We start from the raw sequence: 24,562 nt of genomic DNA, 5'->3' as shown, positions 1-24,562 counted from the left end.
CCTAGAAGAGGATCTATAACGGCAGACGGCGCACTTCAACCGCCCCTGTCACATCACTGGCCAGACCGGACGTTGACCCGTGGCCGGCGGAACCGGGCCGAAACTCGGCCACCGGGGCGGGATCGGCGCTGAGCGGGCGATCAGCACCCGCCGCGGGTGGGCCGTCGCGACGGCGGCAACCGGCTCGGTCGAACCGGACCGCGCGACGGTACGACACCGCCGACCGGCGAGCGGGTCGGCCGGTCGGCGGGCTTTCGGATCCGTGGATCCGCGAGGGTGGTCGGACCGTACGGCGGGGTCGTTCAGACCGTACGGCGGCCGGCGAAGGCGCGGCCCAGGGTGATCTCGTCGGCGTACTCCAGGTCGCCACCGACCGGTAGGCCACTCGCGAGCCGGGTCACCGAGATGCCCATCGGCTTCACCAGCAGGGCCAGGTACGTCGCGGTCGCCTCGCCCTCGGTGTTCGGATCGGTCGCCAGAATCAGTTCCTTCGTCTCACCATCGGCGAGACGGGCCATCAGCTCGCGGATCCGGAGGTTGTCCGGACCGATCCCCTCCAGCGGATTGATCGCCCCACCGAGCACGTGGTAGCGGCCCCGGAACTCACCGGTCCGCTCGATCGCCACCACGTCCTTGGGCTCCTCGACCACGCAGAGCACCTCGGCACCGCGTCGCGGGTCGCGGCAGATCCGGCACTGTTCGGACTCCGCCACGTTGAAGCAGCTCGTGCAGAAACGCACCAGCTCCTTGACCTTCCGCAGGGCCGTGGCCAACCGGGTGACGTCGGCCGGGTCGGCCGACAGCACGTGGAACGCGATCCGCTGGGCGCTCTTCGGGCCCACGCCCGGCAGCCGCCCCAACTCGTCGATCAGATCCTGGATCGCACCCTCGTACATCTGGGGTGACTCAGAAACCGGGCAGGCCGAGGCCGCCCATGCCGCCGGTGACCGGGCCCATCTTCTCCTCGGTCAGCTTCCGGACCGCCTCGCTGGCGTTGTGTACGGCCGCCAGCACCAGGTCCTCGAGCGTCTCGACGTCCTCCGGGTCGACCGCCTTCGGGTCGATCTTGATGGCGGTGATCTCGCCGGCGCCGGTGATCGTGACGGTGACCAGGCCGCCGCCGGCGGTGCCGGTCAGCTCCGCCTCGGCCAGCTCCGCCTGCGCCACCGCGAGCTGCTGCTGCATCTTCTGCGCCTGCTTCAACATCTGCTGCATATTGGGCTGTCCACCCGGACGCACGGCGACTCCTCGGTCAAGCGAATAGCGGTCGTCCCCAGCCTAGTGCGGCCGGTCGCGGGCGGTTGGACCCGCCCGCGACCGGCCGGGGTGTTTCAGCCCTTCACGACCACCGTGCTCAGGATCTTGTCAGCGAGGGTCTGCCGCTTCTCGTCCCAGATCGGGAAGAGGTAGCCGATGTAGCAGGGCAGGCCGTCGACGATGTGCACGATGTCGCGCAGAAACGCCTTACCCACGCCGATCGGCTGCCCGGTGGCCTCGGCCACCAGCGAGATGCCCAGGGCCTTCTTGCCCCAGCTCCGGCCGGTCTTGCCGGTCAGATACCAGCGGTTGTAGACGGCCACCGCGAGCCCGATCAGGATGATGACGACGGAGATCGCGCTGGGGTTCCCGTTGTCGTCCGCGAAGGGGAGGGAGAGCAGCAAGATCGCCCATAGGGCCACCATGTCGATGAGATACGCGCCGACGCGCGTGCCCCAGTTGGCGTACATCAAGGGGGTGCTCCTTAAGAAAGGGGGGTTGCTCAGCCGATGCCGAGCCGAATCAATTGGAAAACCCAGCTCGCCAGGGCGAGCAGGACCACCCCCCGGCCCGTCCGTCGGCGGGCCTGAGCCGACCAGGCAACCGGTGCGGGAAGCACACCAACTGCCCGGAGCCCGAGCACCGGACCCACGGCCACCGCGAGTGCGGCAAGACCGAAGATCACCGGATTGGCGCGGAACGCGCCGAAAACATCGCCGTGAACCAGTGCGACCGCGGCCGTCGTGAGGCCGCAGCCGGGACAGGGCACACCGGTCAGCCAGCGCAGCGGACACGGCGTACCCAACCCGGTGCTGCCGGTCAGCCACGGCCAGACCGCCGCCACCGGGGCTACCGACAGGCCGAAAAGGCCGAGTCGCTCCGGTACCGAGAGTTCTCGCCGCACTGGTCCTGACCATTTCGAGAGAGGGGGCGGCTGATCTTAAGAGATCCGTGCCGACTCCGCTGACCCGTTTTTGGTCAGTCGATGATGGACGGTCGTCGCATTGACCGCAGTCGCCTTACTGGCAACCGATCCACCGACTTCCGAACCATGCGCCTACTTGGTGTTGTCGATGTCGCCGATCCGTTCGGCACCGAGCTGCTGACGCAGCAACTCCATCGCCTGCTGCTCGCTGGTCTGCCGAGCGGTCCGCTCGTCCACCACCTCGTCGAGCGGCTCGTCACCCGGATCGAAACCCTCGTAACCACCACCGGCCGCGCGGGGCGGGCCGTCGTAGTCCGGGTCGTAGGGCGGATCGCCGGCCCAGTCCCGGTCCGCCGTACGCACGGCCGCCTGGGGCTTGGGGCCACGGCCCGCCGCCGCCGCGCGCGCGGCCGCGAGACCGGCGCTCGGCTGCGCGTTCCCGACCGGACCACCGGGTACGGCACCGTTCGTCGGCGCTGGCGGCGCCGCCGGAGCACTGTCCACCCGAGCCCCCGGTACGGATTCCGCCCGGCCTCCGCTCGCAGGGGCCGCAACCGGGTTGGCGCCACCGGGACGGGCCGGCTCCGGCCAGTCGCTCCCACCGGCGGCCGGCGCCGGTACGGCTGCCGCCCCACCCGGACGAGCGGCCTCCGGCCAGTCGGTGTCACCCGCGCCGTTCACCGGAGCGGCCGTAGCCGTCCGTCCCGAACCACCACCGGAGCGCCCGGCCGACGCAGTCTCCCCGCCCGGCGCGCTGCCACTGGCGGCGCCGGACGTCGTGTCCCACGGGGGCGGGTCGCCGGGTGCCGTGCCCCGAGGCGCCGTACCCGCCGCCGCCTCCCGAGGTGCTGCCGTCTCCCGGTTCGCCGCCTCCCGAGGCGCCGCCGCCTCCCGGGCCGGTACGTCGCGCAGCGCAGTGTCCCGAGCCGCAGCCGCCGGAGCCGCCGAAGTGGCCGGAGCGACTGGAGTCGCCTGAGCGGCTGGAGTCGCCTGAGCGGCTGGAGTCGCCTGAGCGGTCGAAGCCGCTGGAGCCGCCGAAGCCGCTGGAGCAGGCGGAGCGGTCGAGGCCGCCGGAGCCGGGCGGGATGCGGCGGAGGCGCCCGCCGAGCGATGGTCGCCGGCCACCTCGCACCGGATCTGCCAGCGCTCCCCGAACTCCTGGTAGATCGCCTCGGTGACCACCTCGACGTTGCTGGTCAGCATCTGGGCGAGCACCGGCGACTTGACCGTCAGCACCAGGGTGTTGCCGTCGAGGTCCCGGACCACCGCGTCGCGTACCAGGGCGGCGATGCGCTTGTGGGTGCGGTTGATCATGCCGACGACGTCGCCCCACTGGCGGCGGACGGCTGCGGCGTCCAGCACACCGGGGACGGCCGAGCCGGGAGCCACCGGGTCGGGGGTGGTCGGATCGGGCATCACCGCCGACGGCTGCACCGATCGCCGGGCCGACGCCGAGGCGGGCTCGTTCGAACCGGTCGAACCCGTCGATCCGTACGCCGACGGGGCCGACTCGGTCGGGGCGGCTTCCGGTGCCCGGCCCACCGGGGCGGCAACCGGTGCGGACGGTACGGCAGGCGCCGGTCGTACCGGAGCGGGATCGTGGACCGGTGCGGGACCGGCGGCGGCCGACGGACCCGGATCGCCGACGTGCGTCAGCCGGCGTTCCATCCGCTCCAACCGCTGCAACAGCCCGCCGGTCGAATCCTCGGCACCGGGCAGCAGCATCCGGGCGCAGACCAGCTCCAGCAGCAGCCGGGGGGCGGTGGTGCCGCGCATCTCGACCAGGCCGTTGTGCACGATGTCGGCGCACCGGGACAGGGTCGCCGGACCGAGCTTCTGCGCCTGGGCGGTCATCCGCTCGATCTGGTCGGACGGGCCGTCGATCAGTCCCTTCGCCGCCGCGTCCGGCACCTGTTGCAGGACGATCAGGTCACGGAGCCGTTCCAGCAGGTCGGTGGCGAACCGGCGGGGGTCGTGACCCGCCTCGGCCACCCGGTCGACGGTCCCGTACGCGGCGGCACCGTCACCGGCGGCCAGCGCGTCGCACATCTCGTCGATCAACGCGGCGTCGGTCACCCCGAGCAGGGCGACCGCGCGGGCGTAGCTGACCCCCTCCGGACCGGCCCCGGCGATGAGCTGGTCCAGTACGGAGAGCGAGTCCCGGGCGCTGCCACCACCGGCGCGGACGACCAGCGGGAAAACCGCCGGCTCGACCTTGACGCCCTCGGCCTCGGTCAACTGCTCCAGGTACGGCCGCAGCACACCCGGCGGGATCAGCCGGAACGGATAGTGGTGCGTACGCGACTTGATCGTACCGAGAACCTTCTCCGGCTCGGTGGTCGCGAAGATGAACTTGACGAACTCCGGCGGCTCCTCGACCAGCTTGAGCAGGGCGTTGAAGCCGGCCGACGAGACCATGTGTGCCTCGTCGATGACGTAGATCTTGAATCGGCTGTTGGCCGGCGCGAAGAAGGCCCGCTCCCGCAGGTCACGCGCGTCGTCGACACCACCGTGGCTGGCCGCGTCGATCTCGATCACGTCGAGCGACCCGGCACCGTCCCCGGCCAGGGACCGGCACGAGTCACAGACGCCACAGGGCTCCGGGGTCGGCCCCTGCTCGCAGTTGAGCGAGCGGGCCAGGATCCGGGCGCTGGAGGTCTTGCCGCAGCCACGTGGCCCGGAGAAGAGGTACGCGTGGTTCAGCCGGCCCGTACGCAGTGCCTGCGACAGCGGCTCGGTGACGTGTTCCTGCCCGATCACCTCGGCGAAGGTGCGCGGCCGGTACTTGCGGTAGAGCGCGAGTGCCACTCGTCCCGCCTCCTCTCGACCGAGCCATTCTCCGCTCCGCCGCCCCGTACGGCCACCTCGCCCCGCCCTCGACGGACAGGTTGGGCGATTGTTGGCGCTCCGGAGTGCCGGCCGGAGCCCGCTGGCGGCTCGGACCTGCGCGGTCGTGGACACGCTGGGTGGGCCGGAAAACCGGCACCAGGACGCAAAGGCCCCCCGTGCACCCGCCAGAGCCCGCTTATCCTTGCTGCCTTCCGGCCCTGGGGAGGTTCACAGGGTGACGCCACACGGGGGGTACCGCTGACTGTACCCGACCGGGCGTCGATCTTCCGGGGAGGTGCCGGGTGGGAGATTCCGCCGGAACCTGTACTCTGTCCGGCGGAGGATTCGCCTAGAGGCCTAGGGCGCACGCTTGGAAAGCGTGTTGGGTTTACACCCTCACGAGTTCGAATCTCGTATCCTCCGCCAGCACCACCAGGCAGAACGACCGGACCGGCCCCTCAGGGACCGGTCCGATGTCGTTCCGGGCCTTCTCGTCCCCGCTCGAAGATCGGTGAAGATCAAGAGCGCCTCGGCCATGCTATTCAAGGTTCCGTCCAAGGTCTCGGCAAGCCGGCACCGCCAAGCTCTGGGCAATCGGCACCCACCCAGGGGCCGGAGCAGGCGAAGCAGAGGAGTGCCACGGACATGAGACGAAACCTTGCGATGCGGGTACTGCTGCCGGTGGCGGCCGTACTGACCGCGATCCTGGCCAGCACGGGCCCGGCGGCGGCTGCGGGCAACGACGACTACACGGTCTACACCGTCGACTCCCGGCTCGGCGGCGCGGTCGACTTCGTCGACTACGGCCCCGGTGCGCCCGGCGGCGGCAACAACGACGACGACTACCTCGTGATCCGCGACCTCCGGGCGGACGGTCACGGCGTACAGGTCTGGGCCTGGCTGCACGGGAAGTACCTCGGCACGAAGTACAACGGTGGCGGCGCGAACAGTCAGTTGATCTACGACCCGTACTCGATCTTCCCGAACAACGTCGCGGCGAACGAGGTCATCGGGGTCAAGATCTGCCTGGTCGACGGGCAGGACAACCTGATCCAGTCGAGCTGCTCGAGCTTGGATTGGCCCAGCATCGACGGCTGACCGTGCCGTACAGGTGAGGTGGAACGCGAGGGCCGGCCCGCACGGGTCGGCCCTCGCATCGTGGCGTGGGTGTCACGCCAGGGCTGGTGCGGTGTTGGGCGTCAGCCCGCGCAGGCGTACGGCGTCCTGGCTGGGCGGCGCGCCGAACTGGCGGCGGTACTCGCGGCTGAACTGGGACAGGCTGTCGTAGCCGACCCGGAGCCCGACACCGGAGACGTCGTTGGGGTGCGTCGCGAGCAGCAACCGGGCCTCCTGAAGCCGGATCTGCTTCTGGAACTGGATCGGGCTCATCGCGGTCACCGCCTGGAAGTTCCGGTAGAAGGCGGAGACGCTCATGCCCGAGCGCTGCGCCACGTCCTCCACCCGGAAAGCCTGCGTGTAGTGCTCGCGGATCCACCGGACCGCACGGGCGACGTGGGTCAGGCTGCTGTCGGCGAGGCCGAGCTGACGTACGGCGGCGCCCTGGTCCCCGGCGATGAGCCGCCAGAGGATCTCCCGTTTGATCATCGGTGCGAGCACCGCGATGTCGCGTGGCTGGTCGAGCAGGCGTACCAGCCTGATCGCCGCGTCGAGCAGCTCGCTCGGCGCGTCGCTGACGGCCATGCCGGACGGCGCACCGCTGCCGGCCGGCGGAAGGTCCCCGGGGGCCGCCTGGAGCAGCAACTCGGCGATGGTTGCCGGGTGCAGGGTCAGCCCGAGGCCGATTGCCGGCTGCTCGGGGGTGGCCTCGGTGAAGTGGCCGGTGATCGGCAGGTCGACCGAGGCGATGAGGTACTGCCCGGCGCGGTACTCGTACACGCGGTCGCCCAGCCCGATCCGCTTCGCGCCCTGGGCGATGAGCGCCATCACCGACCCGGACATCGCCGGCGACGGCGGGTACGGCCGCTCGACCTTCGAGATGAGTACGCCCTCGATGGCGGTGCTCATGTCGGGGCGGGCGTGGCGGGCCAGCAGGTCACGCAGCTCGTCGAGGTGGTCCATGAACCGATTGAAGCACTATCCGATCCTCTCTGCAACAGTAGGATTAGGCAAGACGTTGGGAGCATCGCTCTAACGTTTCCCCTGGTGGCGCTGATTTGATTGGTGGGTCGACATCACCGGAGCACAACGGCTCCACGACCTGGAGGGACAACCCCCATGAGCGTCAACCACGGTTTCCACGCCACCATGACCGCCCAGCCCGGCAAGGGTGACGAACTGGTCGAGTTCCTGCTCAACGCGCCGTCCCTGCCGAACGAGGACTGCGTCGTCTTCCTGATCAGCCGCTCGGCCAGCAACCCCGACATCGTCTCGGTCACCGAGGGCTGGACCAGCCAGGAGGCCCACAGCCGGTTCTTCGCGACCGACCAGGCGAAGGAGCTGGTCGCCAAGCTCCAGCCGCTGCTCGACGGCGAGTCCCGGTACTCCGACGAGGTCCCGGTCGGCGGCAAGGCCGCCTTCTGATCTCCCAGCATTCCTCTCCCCCGAACACCCGACACCCCCAAAGGACCAGGAAATGACACTCGTACGCCCCGACTTCGACCCCGAGCTGCGCGCCCTCCTCGCCGAGATGCAACCCATGCCCCCGCTCAGCCCCGAACTGTTGGCGCAACTCCGCCAGTTCCCGCCGACGCCGGTCGACACCCTGCTCGACGGCCGGGCGGCCACCCACCGCGAGATCACCATCCCCGTCCAGGACGGCGCACAGATCCCGCTGTCGATCTTCAGCCCGTCCGGGGCCGACCGCCCCACGGCCGCACCCTGCGTCTACTGGGTCCACGGCGGCGGCATGATCATGGGTGACCGTTTCTCGCAGGTCGACATCCCGCTGGAGTGGCTCGACCGGTTCGGCGCGGTTGTGGTCTCCGTCGACTACCGGCTGGCACCGGACGTCACCGGCACGACCCTGGTCGACGACGCCTACGCCGGTCTGCTCTGGGTCGCCGAGCACGCCGACGAACTGGGGATCGATCCCGCCCGCATCGTCGTCGCCGGCACCAGCGCCGGCGGTGGACTCGCCGCCGGAGTCACCCTGATGGCGCGTGACCGGGCCACCCCGGCGATCGCCGCCCAGATGCTGATCTACCCCATGCTCGACCACCGCAACAACACCACCTCGAGCCAGCAGTACGAGGCCAAGCCCGGTGTCTGGACCCGCGAGATGAACGAGTACGGATGGCGCTCGGTCCTCGGCGACCTTGCCGACGAGGACGTGCCCGCCTACGTCTCCCCCGCCCTGGCCGACGACCTTTCGGGACTGCCGACCACCTACATCGACGCCGGCACGGCCGAGGTCTTCCGCGACGAGGACGTCGACTACGCCACCAGGATCTGGGCGGCCGGTGGCCAGGCGGAACTGCACATCTGGGCGGGCGGCTTCCACGGCTTCGACGCCCTCTACCCGGAGGTCCCCGTCTCGGCGGCGGCACGCCGTACCCGTACCGACTGGCTCACCCGAGTCCTGAACCCGGCCTCCGACGCGTAGACACCCGCACGTGTCTCGCCGCCGACCCCGTCGACGATCTTGCACTTGTGGTGCCTCGAATCGGGGCAATGGTCCGGATTCGCGTACCGCCACAAGTGCAAGATCGCGGCGCTGCCCAGCCGAACCAAGATCGATCCGGCGACTCGTCAGCTAGCCGTAAGGACAGTTCGATGGGCCGGGTAGACGCCTCTAACACGTCCTCCGATGGTCACGATCAGAACGTGACCACCCGGCGGGACATCATGATCAGCCTGTTCATCTGGCGTCGCAGGGCGACTAGCGATCAGCGCACCACGCGGAACAGCAACTTTGGTCTGCTGCTCCGGGAATTGCACTCTCGTCCCGACGCCAGGCTCGGTCTGGACCAGTCCCTCCGCACGGAGTACCGCCAGTGTGCGCCGGATCGTCTCCCGGGACACCCCATACGTCCCTTCCAACTGCGCCGACGACGGCAGCAGGACACCGGGGGCAATCGAACCGGAATTGATCTTCTGCCGCAGCTCGTCGGCGATCTGTCGGTAGACAGCTCGGCCGGCGGGCAGGTCAATCACGTCCGCACCGTACGGAGAGCGCCGTCAGTGAGGGTCCGGGGATCCGAGGACCCCCGGATCCCTAGCGAGCAAGACTCGGTTCCGACGTGCCCCGGTCGACTCCCGAACCGACAAAGTGCCGGCCATGTAGTCCGACCCTGACCAACAGGGCGAGCTAGCAGGTCGTCCTATCTGCACGTACCGTCGACGTATCGAGCGGGATCATGCAGATCCCCGCCACCCTCATGCAGGAGGGGTGCTGTGACACCACATGAACAGACCGGCCGGACCGACTGGATTGGCCTCAGGATCTCTCGGTGGCGAGACATGACGAGGATGAAGCAACAGGAACTGGCTGATCTCGTCGGAATTTCCAGAGAGCAGCTTTCCAGGATTGAAAACGGCCACAAGGCGGTGACCGACCGCAGGTTGCTGTACGCCTTCGCTACCGCACTCGGCGTCTCAGCAACCGACCTCACCGGCCAGCCTGAGCAGCCACGCACGCGGGATGAACTCGCTGTCTACAGTGCGGTCCCGGCTCTGCGAGGTGCTCTCGATGACGAACCCGAAGACAGCTCCCCCATCACGACGACCGTGCTGGCCGCCGAGGTAGATCGCGCCATGGCAGCTCGGATGGCATGCGACTACCAGACGCTGTCGACCCTCCTACCTGCGCTGATCACCGACACCCGGCGCCTTGCCAACACGGAGGACGGTTCACAGGAAGGCCTGGCCTTGTTCGTCCGCGCGGCAGTCACCAGCGCACTGACCATCAAGCCGTTCGGTTACGTCGACCTATCCCTGAGGCTCGCCGAGCGTGCACAGCACGCAGCACGTCTGCTGGACAGGCCGGTGGAGCAAGCGGCGGCGGCCTTCGCCGGAGCACAGACTGCGCTCGCCAGTGGCACGGTGGGCGGCCGACGTAGATCTTTCAAAGCATCTGCGGATGCCGCGGATGCCATCGGTGATACCGGCGATGACGCCGCCCTATCCTGGTACGGCATGCTGCACCTACACGCAGCCCTATCGGCCGCGAGCCTCGGGCTAGCTGACGAAGTCGACACTCACCATGCTGAGGCTCGCGCGGTTGCCGCGAGGATCAGCTCGGATCCTTGGCGAATGGAAGTCACCACCGCAAATGTCGATGTGTGGCGAGTCGCGATCGCGCTCGAAAACGGCGAGCCGGACCGGGCACCGGAGTATGCCCGGCGAGTGGATCGCGGCAGCCTACGAACGCGGCAACGGCTGGCCCATCTGCATATCGCATGTGGTCGGGGATGGTATCTCGCCGGCAAGGCAGAGAAGGCCACGCGGCAGTTCCTTCAGGCAGACGACGTCGCGGCGAGCGAGCTACGTAGTCGTCCGAGCGTCAAGGAGATCGTGACTCAGATGACCAGGAACGCTCGCAGGCAGGGCGGACCTGAACTCCGTGAACTGGCAGTACGGATGGGTATTGACCCACTTGACCCAGACGGAGATGCGAAGCGAGGATAATTATCAAGATCGACGATCTTGAGACGGTGTGATCAGATGGTCACACCGCCTCAGTCGTATCCCACCTACGGTCCGTGATGAGCGCGGCACCACAGCACAGAGGTGGGGTGAGTAGCGGCGCTCCCCGAACGCGCCGGTCTGCGCCCCCGTGCAGCCGGCGCCCGGGGGCGCGGTGCCCTGGGACCGGTTGCCGCGCCCCCGGCTACCCGATGGAGGCGCGCGATGGCGAACGACCCACCGCCGGCGGAGTCCCCGCCGCCGGCCGATACCAAATCGACCGCAAAGCAGCTTCCTTGGCCGTTGGTCCGGATCATCCACAACGCTGCGAAGCCCCGGTGGGTACGGCGGCGAATATGAGCACCGACAACAAGCACCCGCTGACGCGCTTCTCCCCCAGCCTGTGGCCCGCCCTGCTCGCCAACACCCGCCGAATCGTCACCCGCCACGAAAGCGGCGAAGAGTGTGAGGTCTGCCCGTGTTACCGGCCCGGCAGGTGTGCTCGACTGGGGGCGGCACGCCGGCTCCTGGCCGACCCGGAGATAGTGGCCGCCGAGCAGGAAGCAGGTCGGCCATGAGCAACGACCTGCCACCCGAGATCCCTCGGGGCATGCTCCTGCATCTGCGGCCCGGCGAGTGGTACGTCGACCAGGAACCGGCCACGGAGCCAACCACCGTACGGGTGGTGGCGATCGACCGATCCACACCGAGGCTGCGGAGCGATGACTACGAGTTCTGGGTGTCCGCCCACAATCCGGCGTGCACAGCGGTGGAAAGGCTGGAGCATCTGCCCTGCGCCAGCGGTTACGTCCAACGAGCGGCGATCGAGCGGAATTGGAAGCGGTCGAGGTGAGCCGGAACGACGAGCCGATCACCCCGGACGTCATCCGGACGGCCGCCGACCGGACCGTACAGGCGCACTCGGGCAACGGCTGGTGCTACTCGTGCACCGACGACGGGTGCGCACAGCTCAGGTGGGCGTACGAGGTCAGACGCGGAGGCCCGACCGCCCGGTCGTTGGCGGTCATGTCGTCCGGCACCCGCGCCGAACACGGAGATGCCCGTGACTGACGAGCCGGAGCAGGACGTCCAGCGGGTTGTCCTGACCAAGGGGACCTACAACCATCCGCCCGCAGCGGTCGAGGCGCTCACCGAGCTGACCGGGGCCTGGCGGATGACGCGTACGGACGCGCTCAATCGTGCCCTGCAACTCGCTGCGGTGATGTGCAGGATCGCTCCGGGTGGACAACTCACGATCGCCAGATCCGATGGGACGACCGTTGAGGTGTACCTGGTGTAGTTCCGGGGTCGGCGGCAACCGGCTCCGGACGGTGATGGCCCCGGTCCGGACGTTTCCCGGATCGGGGCCATCGTCGTACGCGGTGATGCTGTTGCCGTACTCGGATCTTGCCTTCTGCTCAACCGGCGGGGTGGCCGACGGGTTCGCGGATCTGGTCGGGCGCGGGGGTTGCGGGGTTGGTCCTGCGGTCGCGCATGAGGACTAGGGCCAGTACGGCGGCGGCCAGCACCCCGGCCCCGCCCGCCACGAAGCTGGCCGACATGGCGGTGGTGAACGCCTCCCGGGCGGTCTCGGCGAGGCCAGCGTTTCCGGTGCCGGTGGCGAGGTTGAGGGCGTCGGAGATCGAGTGTCGGCTCGCCTCCGGTGCCGAGTCCGGCATGGCGCCGGTGAAGGTCCTGGACAGGACCGCGCCGAGGATGGCGACGCCGAGCGCGGCACCCGCCTGCTGGACGGTGTCGTTGAGCGCGGACCCGACGCCGGCGTGCTCGGTGGGCACGGCTCCCATCAGCGCGGCGGTGGCGGCGGGCAGGGCCAGGCCGCCGCCGACTCCGATCAGGACCATAGCCGCGACCAGCATGCCGAAGCCATTCTCCGCGGAGAGGGTGGCCAGCGCGCCGAACCCGGCCGCGATCACCACGAGGCCGGCGGCGGTCATCCACCGGTTGCCGATCTTCTGGCCCAGGGTGGCGCCGACGGTGTTGGAGGCGAGGGTGGCGACGGCCATCGGGGCGAAGGCGAGGCCGGTCTGGGTGGGCGAGTAGCCGAGTACGAACTGGAGGTACTGGGTCAGGACCAGCATCAGCCCGCCGTTGGCGAAGGTCAGCAGGACGAGGGAGAAGCTGGCGCCACTGAAGATGCGGTTGCGGAACAGGCTCAGCGGGACCATCGGGTCGGGCGTACGCATCTCCCAGATGACGAACCACACCAGGCTGACCACGGTCACCGCGAGCGAGATCAGGGTGCTCGGGTGGGCGAGGCCGTCCTTGGCCGACTCGATGATGGTCCAGACCAGCGCGGTCATGCCGACCAGGGAGAGGATCATGCCGAGCGGGTCGGCCTTGCGCCACGGTCCCTTGGACTCCGGCATCAGGACGATCGCCGCGATGATGGCAACGAGGGCGATCGGGACGTTCATCAGGAAGACCGCGCCCCACCAGAAGTGGGCGATCAGCACACCGCCGAGGACCGGGCCGCCGACCAGGCCGACCATCGCCACCGCACTCCAGGCGGCGATCGCCCTGGGGCGCTCCTCGTCGTCGAAGACGGTGATGAGGATCGACAGCGTGCTCGGCATGATCAGGGCGCCGCCGATGCCCATCAGGACGCGGCCGGCGATGAGCTGCTCGGGGTTCTGGGCGAAGGTGGCCATGAGTGACGCCGCCCCGAAGATCACCAATCCGATGATCATGACTCGGCGTCTGCCGAACCGGTCCGACAGGCTTCCCGAGGTGAGCAGCAGGCCGGCGAAGACCAGGATGTACGAGTCGATGATCCACTGGATGTCCTGGGCGCTGGCCCCCAGGTCCGCGGCGATCGGCGGGACCGACACGGTGAGCACCATGTTGTCGATGATCAGCACCAGTGTGCTGAGGCAGAGCACGATCAGGATGAGCCAGCGGCCCGGTTGACGGTCCATCATCAAACCCCTTCGGCGGTACGTCGCACGGCGTGCGTTGCTCCGCACACTGTTCGGTCGCCGCACACTGTACGGAGCTGCGAACGGTGTGCGCAACCCCGTACAGTGTTCGTATCGGTCGGCTATCCTGAGCCGCGACTGACGCAGAGGAGACCGCATGCCAGCCGAAAAGCAGCCGTTCCCATCGGTGTGGACCCGCCCGCAGCGACAGCGGCGCGACCAGCCCGCACTGAGCCGGGAGCAGATCGTCTCCACGGCTCTGCAACTGCTCGACACCGAGGGCATCGACGCGCTGAGCATGCGGAAGCTCGGCGACCGGCTGAACGCCGGCGCCACCTCCATGTACTCGCACGTCGCGAACAAGGACGAGCTGATCGAACTCGTCGTCGACGAGGTCTACGGCGAGATCGAGGTGCCGAAACCCGGCGACCCGGCGGACTGGCGGGCGGCCACGACCCACAGCGCACAGAGCCTGCGGTCGGCGTTCCTCCGACACCCCTGGATCGTCTCCGTGCTCGGCGGGGTCGGAGTCGCCTACCTGGGGCCGAACATGATGGGGCTGTCCGAGAACATGCTCACCGTGTTCGAGGAGGCGGGCTTCTCCCTGCCCGAGGCCGACCAGGCCGTGAACACCGTGACCGCGTACGTGATCGGGATGGCGACCAGCGAGGCAGCGTGGTTGACCGTGATCGCCCGCAGTGGACAGGACGAGCAGGAGTGGACCGAACGCCTGTGGACGGCAGTCGAACAGGCCGTGCAGCCGTACCCACGCCTGAGCAGGGTGTACGCCGCACAGCGTGGCCAGGAAGCGGACAACGTACGCGTCGACAGCTTCGAACACGGGCTCGAGTGCGTACTCGACGGCCTGGAGAGCCGGCTGCGCCGTACCGGCGGGTGAGACGCGGGCTGCAGGACGGTGGCGCTCGGCAATTCGGAGCAGACTGCCCGACATGGTGATCTACGACAGCATCGGCACGACGTACAGCGGCACCAGGCGACCGGACCCGAGGGTCGCCGCCCGGATCAACGCGGCCCTCGGCGACGCCCGTACGGTCATCAACGTCGGCGCCGGCACCGGTTCGTACGAGCCGCCGCAGACCGTGCTCGCGATCGAACCCAGTCCGGTGATGATCGAGCAGCGTCCGGTCGGGGCCGCCCCGGTCCTGCGGGCGTTCGCCGAGAACATCCCGGTCGAGGACAACGCCGCCGACGCGGTGATGGCGCTGCTGACCGTGCACCACTGGACCCACCTCGAAGCCGGGATCGCCGAACTGCGGCGGATCGCCCGGCGGAAAATCGTCATCCTGACCTGGGATCAGGCGGTAACCCGGGAGTTCTGGCTGCTCAGCGAGTACCTGCCCGAGGCGGCGGCGTTCGACGACACCCGAGCCGTGCCGGTCGACCGGCTGGCCGCGCTGCTCGGCGACGCCCGGGTGGAGGTGGTACCCGTACCGCACGACTGTGTCGACGGGTTCGGAGCGGCGTACTGGCGTCGGCCGGAGGCGTACCTCGACCCGGCCGTCCGGGCCGGCATGTCGATGCTGGCCCAGACCGGTGAGGAGACGATCCGGCCCGGCCTGGAACGGCTCGCCGCCGACCTGACCTCGGGACGATGGCACGACCGCCACGCCGACCTGCTCGACCTGCCGGAGTACGACGCCGGCTACCGACTGCTCGTCGCCGAGTTGTAGGAACCGGCGGTAGCTATCGACGGATCGGGTGGGTCACGGAAGAATCCGGCCGGTGGGTTGGCAGAGTTTCATCGCGGAGATGACCGGACACCTGGCCTGGCCGACCGCCGTGGTGGTCGTACTCGTGATCTTCCGCCGGCCGCTGCGGGCCAGGGTGAGCCAGCTACGGTCGGTTTCCGCCGGCAGCTTCGGCGCCGAGTTCGGTGAGGCCGACCGCCAGGTCGGCGAGGCGGTGGCGGCCGAGGCCGCCCGGTCGACGGAGGCCCGGGGCGGCGCCCGATCGGGCGGAGCCACCCCCTGGCCCCGCCTCGATCCGCTACCGGAGGCGCTGCCCGAACCGACCGGTTCGCCGATCGGCGGCCCGGCCAGGCCCGGCACACCGGGACGTCGCCGCCCGACCGGCAACGGGTCCGCGGCCGGGTCGCCCGGACAGCTCGACCGCGGCTTCCGGGACATCGCGCTGCGGGCCGAGCAGAACCCGGCGTACGCGGTGGACGCCGCCTGGTCCGCGCTGGAGGACGCGATGTCCGGGGCCCTGGACGACGTACGGACCGGCGAGTTCGTGGACCGCGCCGGTGCGGCCGTACGGCGGCAGGGTGCGGCAATGGCTCAGAAGCTGCTCGACCACGGGGTGATCTCGCCGGTGACGTACCAGGCGATCACGAGCCTGGGGCGGCTGCGGGACCAGGTCGCCCACGGCAGCATGTCCCCGCAGCCCGGATCGGCGGTCGGATACGTACGCTCCGTCAACAACATCGCACGGGCAGTACGGACCGGGGTCACGACGGTCCAACAGGACCAGCACTGGGGCGTAACCTAATCCGTCGTACACATGTTCTATCCACAGGATGTGGATAGAGGCAGCAACCTTCTGCCGTCCGCTCCGTTGTGCTCCCGGAGGGGATATATGAAAGCCCGCAAAACGGTACTGATCGGCTTCCTGCTGGCGACGCTCATCGCGTCCGCGAGCGGGAGCGCCCCGACCATGCCCGGCAAACCGGCCGTGGGGACATTCGGGCCGGACGTGGTCCACCTGTCCGGGGTACGCAACATCGAGTTCGGCGACACCGAAGGGGAACTGACCGCCCGGGGCGTACTGGAACCCGAGCCCGAGGCCACCGAGTGCGCCGCGCAGATCAACGGCCTCGACACGGTCGGACCGGTCTTCGACCACAACCGGCTCGTGCTGATGTGGGTGAGCCCGCCGATGCACACCCCGGAGGGCGTGACCGTCGGCACCTCGCTCAACACCGTGCACGCCCGCTACCCGGCGGCGACGGCACTGGTCGCTCCACAGGGGACGTACCGGTTCGACGGGCTGCTCGCCCGACAGGGCGACCGCGCCTTCCTGTTCCTGCACGACGGCCGGATAGTACGCAAAACCGTCGCCGGGTACGCCAACTACGCCCAGAAACTCTTCGACGAGGGCTTCGGCACCTGCTGAGGACAGGACCGCGACGGGTGCTTCACCTGGCCGTAGACGAATCATGGCCCGGTAGTACCTGACGACTCCACGGTCGCGAGCAGGCGATTCACGAAGTGCGCCCGTATCTCCAGCCAGTAGCGGTGGTCGTCGCATGGGTGGAGTCGGCCGCAGCGGCACAGGCTCAGCCCCGCCTCGGCGTGGATGGTGAGGAAGATGTCGGCGGAGTCGATCTGCCGTTGCGCGTACTCGCGGAACGCCTCGGAGTTGTAGATCGTTCCCACGTGTCACCGGTCCGTCGCGCGCCGGCGGTAACGCCAGAAGATCTCGGCGGCTGCGTCGGTCCGATCTATCTCGCCGGAAGCGATCCGCTGCCGGGTGAGGTCGATCCACGGTCGGGACATCTCGGCCCGGTCCCCGCACGCCGTACGCATCCCTTCGATCGCGAGTTGTGCGAGGTGACAGGGGTGGAGTTGGTTGTCGTGCTGGCACCCGGTGACCACACAGAAGCCGGTGCTGTCCGGACGGTGCGCCTCCCACAGGGATCGGGCCAACCGCCACAGGAGGCGATGCCGACAGTCGGCGGGCGGTTCCAAGGGTGGGCTTTCGGCATCGAAAGACATGCCCGGACGATTCCGCGTTCCACCTTGTCACAGCCATGTCGAGCGGTCATGTCACCGTGACATGAGGCGGCTCGACCTGCGCTGATCCGCGTCCTAAGCTCACAACCGAGCACCTTGGGTAGTCGAGTCGCGACGCTGGGAGCGGTTGTGCTGCTTGATCCACTGCGCATCCCCGGGGAGATCTGGCAGCACCACGACGTACGCGCGGCGCTGGGCTCACGCAACATCGGCGCGCTGTTCCGGCTGATCGCCCAACTGACCGGCGCCAGCCAGACCCGGATCGGCGCCGCAGTCGGCCTGGAGCAGGCCTATGTCAGCAGGATCATGGCCGGCCGCAAGGTCACCTCGATCGACCTGCTGGAACGGATCGCCAGCGGCTGCGAGATGCCCGATGCGGCGCGGATGGCGATGGGCCTTGCCCCCGCCCAGCACCCATATTCCGGCGACATGGCCACCCAGAGCAGCGGGCGGCACAGTGAAACACCGGTCAATCGGACGTGGCGCGAGGACGTACGCGCTGCCACAGAACTATGGCGAGGTGACGTGAACCGCCGAAACATGCTCCGGCAGGTGGCCTTCAGTTCTGCCGCATACACCCTGCCCGCGCTGCGCTGGTTCACCGCACCGGCGTCGACCAGTGTCACCCAATCCGGATCCCGCGCCGTGGGTCAACCCGATGTCGACACCATCCGCGAGATGACCGCGACCTACCGGAGGCTGGACAACCAGTACGGCGGCGGCCACGCACGCAACACTGTCGCCCGCTACCTGGACCAAGAAGTGACACCGCTGCTGACCAACGGCCGATACGACCACGCCACCGGTCAACGGCTGCTCGGAGCTACGGCGGAGCTGGCACAACTCGCCGGCTGGCAGGCGTACGACACCGCAGAACACGGCATCGCGCAGCGGTACCTCGTACTCGCCCTGGACCTGGCCCGCACAGCCGGTGACGCTGGTCTCGGTGCGGAAATCATTGCTGCGATGAGCCACCAGGCCACCTACCTGGGCCACACCAACACCGGGGTCGACCTGGCCCGCGCCGCAGGGAAGACGGCTCGGCAGGCCGGGGTTCCGGTCCTGGTGGCGGAAGCGCTGGTGATGGAGGCGCACGCCCACGCCGCAGCCCGCGACCAACGATCCTGCGCCACAGCCCTTCACCGGGCCGAACAGGCCCTCGACCAGGCAGACCGAAGCACCGACCCACAGTGGATCAGCTACTTCGACGAGGCATACCTGTCCGCCAAGTTCGGCCACTGCTTCCACGCGCTCGGCCAGTCGACCCATGCAGAACGCTTCGCCGCCCGATCACTCCAGATGGACAACCGCTACGTACGCGGCCGGGTGTTCAACCTGGCGCTCCTGGCGAGCGTCCACGCCAAGCAGGGTGAACCCGATCGAGCGTGCGCGATCGGGACCGAGGCGTTAACTGTGGGGAAGGACCTACAGTCAGCCCGAGCTGTCCGCTACCTGCGCGATCTACGGTCACAGCTCGCCCCGCATCGGCGCCGACCGACCGTGCGGCAGTTCACCGCCCGAATGGATGCGGTGCACGGCCGAACCCACTGAACCGGCTAGAGGTCGCCTCGCGCTTGGCGGGTGATCAGCTCCAGCACGGCGATCACTGTGCCGGCACCCGCGATCTCGCCTCGGGCGATCAGCTCGCGTGACTTGTCGAGCGGGATCCAGTCGACCCGCTCTGCCTCGTTCACGTCCACGGGCGCGCCGGTGTAGTCCGCTTCCCGAGCCAGGAACAGCAGGTTCTCCGCGTCGGCGGTGCCTACCCACGGCTGGAACGACAGCAACGGCTCGACCGACTTCGGCCGCCAGCCCGTCTCCTCCTCGACCTCGCGTACGGCACACTCCGCCGGGTCCTCGTCGTCATCGACGTAACCGCCGGGCAGCTCCCACACCCACCGGTCGAAGACGAACCGGTGCCGGCGCATCAGCAGCAGCCGACCCTGCTCATCGAGTACGGCGACCATGGCCGAACGCGGGGCGCGGATCACGTACTGCTCGAACCGCACGCCATCCGGCAACTCCACCTCGGCGATGCTCAGCCGCGCCCGCCGCGCGTCGTCCACGATCCGCTCGCCGTGGATCGTCCACCGGGTCAGCTCCGTCGCCTGCTCATCAACCACCCCTCCAGTATCAGCCGAGACACGATTCCGGGGAATCGGACGTCGGACGAGTTGGACGAGCCAGCCCAGCGATCCTGGAACGGCAAGACGCTCGGCTTGTCCTTGCGGACTTGCCGGGTTCGCTGTTCACGAGAGTGGCGGCGGGACTGAACCCGCTGAGGGGTCACCCCTCACACGCTTTCGAGGTCTGGGATCACGCGTCTGGGCCCGTTCGGCACCAGCTCTCACCAGGCATGTGGTTGGCCGCTGGACACCCGCGAACATCGCCGCACCACCACGAATGAGACGACAACTGAGACGACGGCTCGCTCCTTGACCCAGACGACAATCACCGTACCTGCGCGGGCCGATCGGGCCATCGGTTCGCGCCTACGATGATCCGGTGTTGCTCGCCGATGTCTGGGCGCAGACCCGGACCGTGCGGATTCTCGGAGGCGGCCTGGACGCTGAAGCTCTGTTGAAGTGGCTCGGTCGACTCCCCTACCCCACGGAGGAGGCACTGTGGGGTGAGGGCGTCCTGGTGCGTCGCCTGCTCGCCACGCTGACTGATACAGACATCATCACGGCAGCGGCCAACGGCGACTCGGCCATGGTGCTGGGCGCTCTCAACTGGTCGGCTCACCAGCCGGACGGCCGTATGATAGCCGCAGCGATCAACCCACCGCTGCGCCGTTTACTGCTCTAAGTGGGTTACTCGACACGCTCTCCGAGTCCGAAGGACCTATCCCGCCGAGACCGGCGACGTCCAAGAGCTGCGGGGAACCTGGCCGCAGATCGTTGCCGAGCAACGCTGAACGCTCTTGAATGAGACGACGCCCGTCAAGGCAACTGTCGTCAAATAGCGAATTTTGAACGATGTCTGTACAGTGCGGCACCACTCGCCGCATCCTGTGGCAATGACCTCCAGGCGATCGACCGTGATCGTATCGCTAGGCGCCGCTGTGGGCACGGCGATGATCACGTTCTTCCTAGCACGGGAAGGGCTTGAGCGAGCCAGTTGGTGGGCGGCAATCGCTGGCAGCATCATCGCCGCCTCCGCCGTTGGGCGAGACGTCCTCCTCACACGCGAATCTAAACAGGCCGACTTACCCGCGATTAGCAAACCTGCCGCAAGGACGGACAGATCGGCTGCCTCCGGTTCCGTCACGGTTGCCAGCGAAGTCAATGGCGACAACATTCAGATCGGTGACAACAACACCAACGTGAGCATAAATCGTGGTCAAGTCAATAGTTAACGGATACTTCAGCAGGATATTTGCCCCACGTAATTTGGCTCAGAACATTAATGGCGACAACATTCAGATCGGCTCTAATGTCAGCAATGTTACCATTATCATGTCGAGACCGGATTACTACGTAGAGCAGATACATGAAACTCCGCCGCCACCGTACGATCTCCACGACTCCCCTCCCAGCCTGCTACTAGACGCGCAGCACCAGGTAGTGCCCTTTCGGGGACGCGAGCTTGAGCTCGACAATCTCCAAAAATGGCTAGACGCTTCGACGGCTCAGGCATCCATCAAATTGATTAGTGGACCTGGGGGACAAGGCAAGACACGCTTAGCCAGCAAGCTTGCGTCCTTGGCGAGCAAGAGGAATTGGCTGGTAGCACAAGCCACCGAAACCCCCACGAGGCGCAGCAGCGTTGATTCTAGCCAGCAGAGGCAAGCCGTCACTCCAGTCCTTCTAATTGTCGACTATGCTGATCGGTGGCCCGTATCATGTCTCGTCGGGCTCATTCAGGAAGTTGTGCAACAGTATCGTGAGCGTCCTCTCCGGATCCTACTGATCGCCAGAGCTGCGGACTCAATCTGGAAGGATTTGCGCGCCGATCTTGCTCGAACCGGCATTATGCTCGACGCGCATCTGAAGCTGGGCGCCCTCGTTGATACGCCTCAAACCAGGACCGACGCATTCGAGGATGCGATCCATGCGTTTAGTGAACAATTGAACGTTCCTATCCCGAGGAAGATTCGGGTCCCTCGCGACATTGCGGATCCCGATTACGGCTCGCCGCTCACTCTCCACATGGCGGCGCTAGCAGAGGTCTGCGCGAGACGGGACAAAGAGCCTACCCCGCAACGGGTGGACGTCTCGGAATTTCTTCTCAATCACGAACGGCGATACTGGAACAGAATCCGCAAAAGCTTTACAGATGACGGAAGAATACGGGACGTATCGAGGGTCGAGTTAGAACGCTTCATATTTCTCGCCACGCTCTTGGGCCCCCTGGGCAGCCGAGATGCCGCATCGGCCTGTGAATTGAGCAAAATATTCGACGCAACCACACCTCTGAACCAGTTGACGTTCTTACATTCGGCCATATACCCAGTCTCAGATACCGATCCTTCTGACAACAACACGGGGCGAGCCAAAACCAAACCTCTCGACGACCCTTACGGTCGTCGGATAGTCCCCGTCCGACCGGACCGGCTCGGCGAAGACCTTGTTGGGCAGGCACTTTCGGAACAATGGGCGACAGGGGGAGCGCTCGCACTTAGCAGCAGCGACATCGATGTTGGGGTTAAGCGGCGAATGTTAAGCGTAGTCGCCGCTGCTGCCGGCCGTCATGTGAATGCAGCAGAATTGCTCACCCAAATGTTCGAAATAAATCCCGAATTGGTCGAGTGTTCGACATCAGAGGTCTTGTCGGAACTGACAGTGCAAGCATCGTATGACCTTCTACTCAAGGTCTACGCTTTTGTGCCAGATTCAAGCGTCGATATCAACAGGGCTGCCTGGGTCCTTGTCGGGAGACTCGCGAACGAGGTCACGAACTCCGCTCCTACTGAACATAAAACCAGCTTGCTCTTGGAGGTAAGCTCCCGGGCCGCTCTTATCGGCGAGATTGAGGCCGGGTTGGATGCGGCACGTGAGGCAGTCGCTGTTCAGCGTGCCTGCGGCGATAGCGCCGACAAGACCCTGCTCGCACATTCCCTCCATAGCCTGAGTCTGAGACTAGCGGACCTTGGAAAACATGACGCAGCACTAGAGCCGGTAGATGAGGCCGTCCGGCTGTATCAAGACATAACTAGCGAAAGCCCGTTCCACGTCGTCAATTATGCAACTGCCTTGGCCCATCTATCGATCTGCTTGGCGAGAACTGGTAAACATCGAGCCGCAGTTTCTCCGATCAAGCTGGCTGTAGCAATACATAGAAAATTAGCGAAAGCCGACCCCGATAGTTTCCTACCCGCCCTAGCGACCTCCTTGTCCACTTTAGGTGCACGACTACATGAAACCGGAGAGGAAAAAGAATGTCTGACCGTATTTAAGCGATCCTTGGAGATTCGCCGGAAACTAAGTAATACCGCTCCCCTAAGCTTCATGCCCGACCTCACCAAAGCGCTCATCAACTACTCCGTCATGTTGCGGGGAGCGGAGAGACATGAGGAATCACTACGCTCGGCAAGGGAAGCGGTAGATTCAGCACGGAGGCTAGTCGAATTCGACCGATCCGCCTTTTTGCCATATCTTGCCACTGCTTTAAATTGCCTCGGTACTTGCCTGCACCCTGAGCTAGACAAAGAGGAAGCTGCCGCTGCATGCACTGAGGCGATCGATATTGTGCGACCCTTGGCGGCCAGGTTCCCTGGCGTGTACCTGCCAATACTCGCCAGTCTCCTGAACAATCACAGTCGACTCGCCCAGGAACCAGCAGAGTTGACGCAGGCTTTGGAGTCGACTAGAGAGGCGATTGAAATTCTTTGGACGCTGCATGAGCAGAGTCCGGAGCGATTTCTTGACACTATTGCACTTGGTCTACTCAGCTTCGCAAAGCTGAGGGTGCACATGAACGAAGAACTAGATGAAGCGTTGTCCGCCAGCGCTCACTCGGCCCGAATCCTGACCGATCTATCCGGACGCTTCCCAGAAAAGTATACCAAAGCCTGGTATGACGCTATGCACACCGCTTCTCAGATTCTGGAGGCGCAGGGGCAGACAGAGCTAGCCGAGGAAATGAGAAGTGCCCTGCCAATGTTCGTTGCGAAGCAACCAGCAACGGATAAATCCCCTGAAGGCGACATGAGCTCGCGCCAAAGGGATCGACAACGAGGCACAGCGGGGGCAAGGAGAAAACTGAGGCGATCACCAGAAAGTGCCACCACCAACATAGGGCGCCCTGGTTACGGTCAATCACTACCGAAGACAATGCTTCTCGATACCACTTCTCCTGAATCCCCATTCTACTCGGGCAAAAGCCAGGACCCGGCGCTGTGGCATAAGATTGCGACTAACACCGATGCCGACGGGGCATTCAGGTTCAGTGGAGATTCTGCGCTCGGAAAGTACGATTGGGCGATCGAGAAGGACGTCTTCTCGGACGGCTTACGCGTAGGCGACGGCGATCTTAGCCTGTCCTATCCGATAGCAATGATCGAATTTCGGCAGGGGCTGATGGCGGTCGATAGAAGAGATGGCGGCGCATACGAGGCGCAAGTTCAGGTAGTTTGTGATCTAGGCTTTAAGCGACTGGGGCAGGGAGCCTGCGTCGTTCCAAAAATCAACGGGTGGAGGTTAGGTCGCGAGGAGCGGTTGACCTGCCTTCGGGACGAGGAACGGGGATTGTGGGCCTCCGTGGACCTGCATCCAGATGAGGACTGGCGGGCTGCGGCTCGCCGTTATGGGGCAGTGCTGGTGCTCTACGGTGTAGAGCTTGGAGTAGCCCTCCCTGTTGATACTGCAGAGGCCGACTATGACTGGCGCCGAAGATCCGAAGAGTTGCGGAGATCACGCGCGCTGGGCTTGGTGGCGGCGGGGCTTGTTGAATGGGAGCCAGAATAGGTGAGCTGCCAACACGATATCGGATCCACTTTTGACGGGTGGTAAGAACGGCCGACGTCGCCCAATCGCACGGTTTGGGCGTAGCAAGCTCACCGCGCCGAGCGTACGAAACTGTATCGACAGTGAGGGTTGGCTAAGGGTAGGACCAGCGCCACGCCCGCTACTGACGCGGACCCTCAGGAAGCAAATGTGACGGCACCATGCGTTTGGCGCCAATAACGTTGAACGACGCAAGAGACGGCATCAGCATCCCCGCCATACGGACGGCCCGTAGCGAAGCACGATGCCGAATCAGTGACAACCTCCTCAGAGAAGTCGCCGAGGTCTATCGGGGGAATACTCACAACGCCTCAACGGAAGCTATACGTG

At 66.6% G+C, this 24,562-nt stretch carries 26 protein-coding genes, 1 tRNA gene and 1 other RNA gene; 16 read left to right on the top strand and 12 right to left on the bottom strand.

Going from position 1 to position 24,562, the window contains the following annotated elements:
- Positions 1 to 302 precede the first annotated feature (302 nt).
- The 6 genes from recR to ffs form a co-directional block, all read right to left on the bottom strand.
- Positions 303 to 896: a recombination mediator RecR gene (gene recR / locus ACWEFB_RS28145; protein WP_326561656.1), complete on the bottom strand. Its 594-nt coding sequence runs from the start codon at positions 894 to 896 to the stop codon at positions 303 to 305.
- A 10-nt stretch (positions 897 to 906) separates the two neighbouring features.
- Positions 907 to 1,215 carry a YbaB/EbfC family nucleoid-associated protein gene (locus ACWEFB_RS28140; RefSeq protein ID WP_326563075.1) on the bottom strand — a complete coding sequence of 103 codons (309 nt, stop codon included), beginning with the start codon at positions 1,213 to 1,215 and terminating at the stop codon, positions 907 to 909.
- A gap of 116 nt (positions 1,216 to 1,331) precedes the next feature.
- Positions 1,332 to 1,727, bottom strand: coding sequence for an RDD family protein (locus ACWEFB_RS28135; protein WP_326561657.1), 396 nt, complete (start codon positions 1,725 to 1,727; stop codon positions 1,332 to 1,334).
- A 32-nt stretch (positions 1,728 to 1,759) separates the two neighbouring features.
- Complete coding sequence (locus ACWEFB_RS28130) at positions 1,760 to 2,161, bottom strand: DUF2752 domain-containing protein (RefSeq protein ID WP_452290152.1); 402 nt, start codon at positions 2,159 to 2,161, stop codon at positions 1,760 to 1,762.
- A gap of 153 nt (positions 2,162 to 2,314) precedes the next feature.
- Positions 2,315 to 4,990, bottom strand: coding sequence for a DNA polymerase III subunit gamma and tau (locus tag ACWEFB_RS28125; protein WP_452290150.1), 2,676 nt, complete (start codon positions 4,988 to 4,990; stop codon positions 2,315 to 2,317).
- Between the two features lie 186 nt (positions 4,991 to 5,176).
- Positions 5,177 to 5,266: signal recognition particle sRNA small type (gene ffs, locus ACWEFB_RS28120), an RNA gene on the bottom strand.
- A gap of 83 nt (positions 5,267 to 5,349) precedes the next feature.
- On the opposite strand from ffs, the gene ACWEFB_RS28115 reads away from it, so the two are divergent.
- Together ACWEFB_RS28115 and ACWEFB_RS28110 are read left to right on the top strand one after the other, a co-directional pair.
- Positions 5,350 to 5,437 (top strand) — tRNA-Ser (locus ACWEFB_RS28115).
- A 219-nt stretch (positions 5,438 to 5,656) separates the two neighbouring features.
- Positions 5,657 to 6,109, top strand: coding sequence for a hypothetical protein (locus ACWEFB_RS28110; protein WP_452290148.1), 453 nt, complete (start codon positions 5,657 to 5,659; stop codon positions 6,107 to 6,109).
- A gap of 72 nt (positions 6,110 to 6,181) precedes the next feature.
- Here ACWEFB_RS28110 and ACWEFB_RS28105 read toward each other — a convergent pair whose 3' ends face one another.
- Entirely contained in the window at positions 6,182 to 7,090 is a 909-nt protein-coding gene (locus ACWEFB_RS28105; protein ID WP_452290146.1) for an AraC family transcriptional regulator, read from the bottom strand.
- Between the two features lie 156 nt (positions 7,091 to 7,246).
- Here ACWEFB_RS28105 and ACWEFB_RS28100 point away from each other — a divergent pair, with 156 nt between their 5' ends.
- Together ACWEFB_RS28100 and ACWEFB_RS28095 are read left to right on the top strand one after the other, a co-directional pair.
- The gene (locus tag ACWEFB_RS28100) at positions 7,247 to 7,552 is read left to right on the top strand and encodes a putative quinol monooxygenase (protein ID WP_363593711.1); all 306 of its coding nucleotides are present in this window, start codon (positions 7,247 to 7,249) and stop codon (positions 7,550 to 7,552) included.
- Positions 7,553 to 7,604: 52 nt separating this feature from the next.
- Positions 7,605 to 8,573, top strand: a complete 969-nt coding sequence (locus ACWEFB_RS28095) for an alpha/beta hydrolase (protein ID WP_452290143.1) — start codon at positions 7,605 to 7,607, stop codon at positions 8,571 to 8,573.
- 146 nt (positions 8,574 to 8,719) lie between these two features.
- Here the strand turns inward: ACWEFB_RS28095 and ACWEFB_RS28090 are convergent, their stop codons facing one another.
- Complete coding sequence (locus ACWEFB_RS28090) at positions 8,720 to 9,124, bottom strand: GntR family transcriptional regulator (protein WP_452290141.1); 405 nt, start codon at positions 9,122 to 9,124, stop codon at positions 8,720 to 8,722.
- 240 nt (positions 9,125 to 9,364) lie between these two features.
- On the opposite strand from ACWEFB_RS28090, the gene ACWEFB_RS28085 reads away from it, so the two are divergent.
- The 5 genes from ACWEFB_RS28085 to ACWEFB_RS28065 all read left to right on the top strand — a co-directional run bounded on the left by ACWEFB_RS28085 (position 9,365) and on the right by ACWEFB_RS28065 (position 11,894).
- Positions 9,365 to 10,597: a helix-turn-helix domain-containing protein gene (locus ACWEFB_RS28085; RefSeq protein WP_452290139.1), complete on the top strand. Its 1,233-nt coding sequence runs from the start codon at positions 9,365 to 9,367 to the stop codon at positions 10,595 to 10,597.
- Between the two features lie 353 nt (positions 10,598 to 10,950).
- Positions 10,951 to 11,172 (top strand): hypothetical protein, encoded by a 222-nt coding sequence (locus ACWEFB_RS28080; RefSeq protein WP_452290137.1) that lies wholly within the window; start codon positions 10,951 to 10,953, stop codon positions 11,170 to 11,172.
- Positions 11,169 to 11,447 carry a hypothetical protein gene (locus tag ACWEFB_RS28075; protein ID WP_452290135.1) on the top strand — a complete coding sequence of 93 codons (279 nt, stop codon included), beginning with the start codon at positions 11,169 to 11,171 and terminating at the stop codon, positions 11,445 to 11,447. Before ACWEFB_RS28080 ends, ACWEFB_RS28075 begins: the two co-directional genes overlap by 4 nt.
- The gene (locus tag ACWEFB_RS28070) at positions 11,444 to 11,665 is read left to right on the top strand and encodes a hypothetical protein (protein WP_452290133.1); all 222 of its coding nucleotides are present in this window, start codon (positions 11,444 to 11,446) and stop codon (positions 11,663 to 11,665) included. The genes ACWEFB_RS28075 and ACWEFB_RS28070 overlap by 4 nt, the downstream gene beginning before the upstream one ends.
- Positions 11,658 to 11,894 (top strand): hypothetical protein, encoded by a 237-nt coding sequence (locus ACWEFB_RS28065; protein WP_452290131.1) that lies wholly within the window; start codon positions 11,658 to 11,660, stop codon positions 11,892 to 11,894. The genes ACWEFB_RS28070 and ACWEFB_RS28065 overlap by 8 nt, the downstream gene beginning before the upstream one ends.
- A gap of 118 nt (positions 11,895 to 12,012) precedes the next feature.
- Here the strand turns inward: ACWEFB_RS28065 and ACWEFB_RS28060 are convergent, their stop codons facing one another.
- Complete coding sequence (locus ACWEFB_RS28060) at positions 12,013 to 13,533, bottom strand: MFS transporter (protein ID WP_452290129.1); 1,521 nt, start codon at positions 13,531 to 13,533, stop codon at positions 12,013 to 12,015.
- A 154-nt stretch (positions 13,534 to 13,687) separates the two neighbouring features.
- On the opposite strand from ACWEFB_RS28060, the gene ACWEFB_RS28055 reads away from it, so the two are divergent.
- The 4 genes from ACWEFB_RS28055 (at position 13,688) to ACWEFB_RS28040 (ending at position 16,665) form a co-directional block, all read left to right on the top strand.
- Positions 13,688 to 14,428 carry a TetR/AcrR family transcriptional regulator gene (locus ACWEFB_RS28055; RefSeq protein WP_452290127.1) on the top strand — a complete coding sequence of 247 codons (741 nt, stop codon included), beginning with the start codon at positions 13,688 to 13,690 and terminating at the stop codon, positions 14,426 to 14,428.
- 52 nt (positions 14,429 to 14,480) lie between these two features.
- Positions 14,481 to 15,221: a class I SAM-dependent methyltransferase gene (locus tag ACWEFB_RS28050; RefSeq protein ID WP_452290125.1), complete on the top strand. Its 741-nt coding sequence runs from the start codon at positions 14,481 to 14,483 to the stop codon at positions 15,219 to 15,221.
- Between the two features lie 52 nt (positions 15,222 to 15,273).
- Positions 15,274 to 16,041, top strand: a complete 768-nt coding sequence (locus tag ACWEFB_RS28045; RefSeq protein WP_452290123.1) for a hypothetical protein — start codon at positions 15,274 to 15,276, stop codon at positions 16,039 to 16,041.
- Between the two features lie 87 nt (positions 16,042 to 16,128).
- Positions 16,129 to 16,665 (top strand): hypothetical protein, encoded by a 537-nt coding sequence (locus ACWEFB_RS28040; RefSeq protein WP_452290121.1) that lies wholly within the window; start codon positions 16,129 to 16,131, stop codon positions 16,663 to 16,665.
- Between the two features lie 41 nt (positions 16,666 to 16,706).
- Here ACWEFB_RS28040 and ACWEFB_RS28035 read toward each other — a convergent pair whose 3' ends face one another.
- Together ACWEFB_RS28035 and ACWEFB_RS28030 are read right to left on the bottom strand one after the other, a co-directional pair.
- Positions 16,707 to 16,928 (bottom strand): hypothetical protein, encoded by a 222-nt coding sequence (locus ACWEFB_RS28035; protein ID WP_452290119.1) that lies wholly within the window; start codon positions 16,926 to 16,928, stop codon positions 16,707 to 16,709.
- Between the two features lie 3 nt (positions 16,929 to 16,931).
- Positions 16,932 to 17,267, bottom strand: coding sequence for a hypothetical protein (locus ACWEFB_RS28030; protein WP_452290117.1), 336 nt, complete (start codon positions 17,265 to 17,267; stop codon positions 16,932 to 16,934).
- 147 nt (positions 17,268 to 17,414) lie between these two features.
- On the opposite strand from ACWEFB_RS28030, the gene ACWEFB_RS28025 reads away from it, so the two are divergent.
- Positions 17,415 to 18,836: a helix-turn-helix domain-containing protein gene (locus ACWEFB_RS28025; RefSeq protein WP_452290115.1), complete on the top strand. Its 1,422-nt coding sequence runs from the start codon at positions 17,415 to 17,417 to the stop codon at positions 18,834 to 18,836.
- Between the two features lie 5 nt (positions 18,837 to 18,841).
- Here the strand turns inward: ACWEFB_RS28025 and ACWEFB_RS28020 are convergent, their stop codons facing one another.
- Entirely contained in the window at positions 18,842 to 19,408 is a 567-nt protein-coding gene (locus ACWEFB_RS28020; protein ID WP_452290113.1) for an NUDIX hydrolase, read from the bottom strand.
- A gap of 382 nt (positions 19,409 to 19,790) precedes the next feature.
- Here ACWEFB_RS28020 and ACWEFB_RS28015 point away from each other — a divergent pair, with 382 nt between their 5' ends.
- Positions 19,791 to 20,093: a hypothetical protein gene (locus tag ACWEFB_RS28015; protein ID WP_452290111.1), complete on the top strand. Its 303-nt coding sequence runs from the start codon at positions 19,791 to 19,793 to the stop codon at positions 20,091 to 20,093.
- Between the two features lie 530 nt (positions 20,094 to 20,623).
- Positions 20,624 to 24,193, top strand: a complete 3,570-nt coding sequence (locus ACWEFB_RS28010; protein ID WP_452290109.1) for a tetratricopeptide repeat protein — start codon at positions 20,624 to 20,626, stop codon at positions 24,191 to 24,193.
- Positions 24,194 to 24,562: the final 369 nt, after the last annotated feature.

This window comes from Micromonospora sp. NPDC004704 (assembly GCF_053601675.1).
The sequence above is the reverse complement of the archived record's forward strand: the minus strand, read 5'-3'. Positions and strand labels throughout refer to the sequence as shown.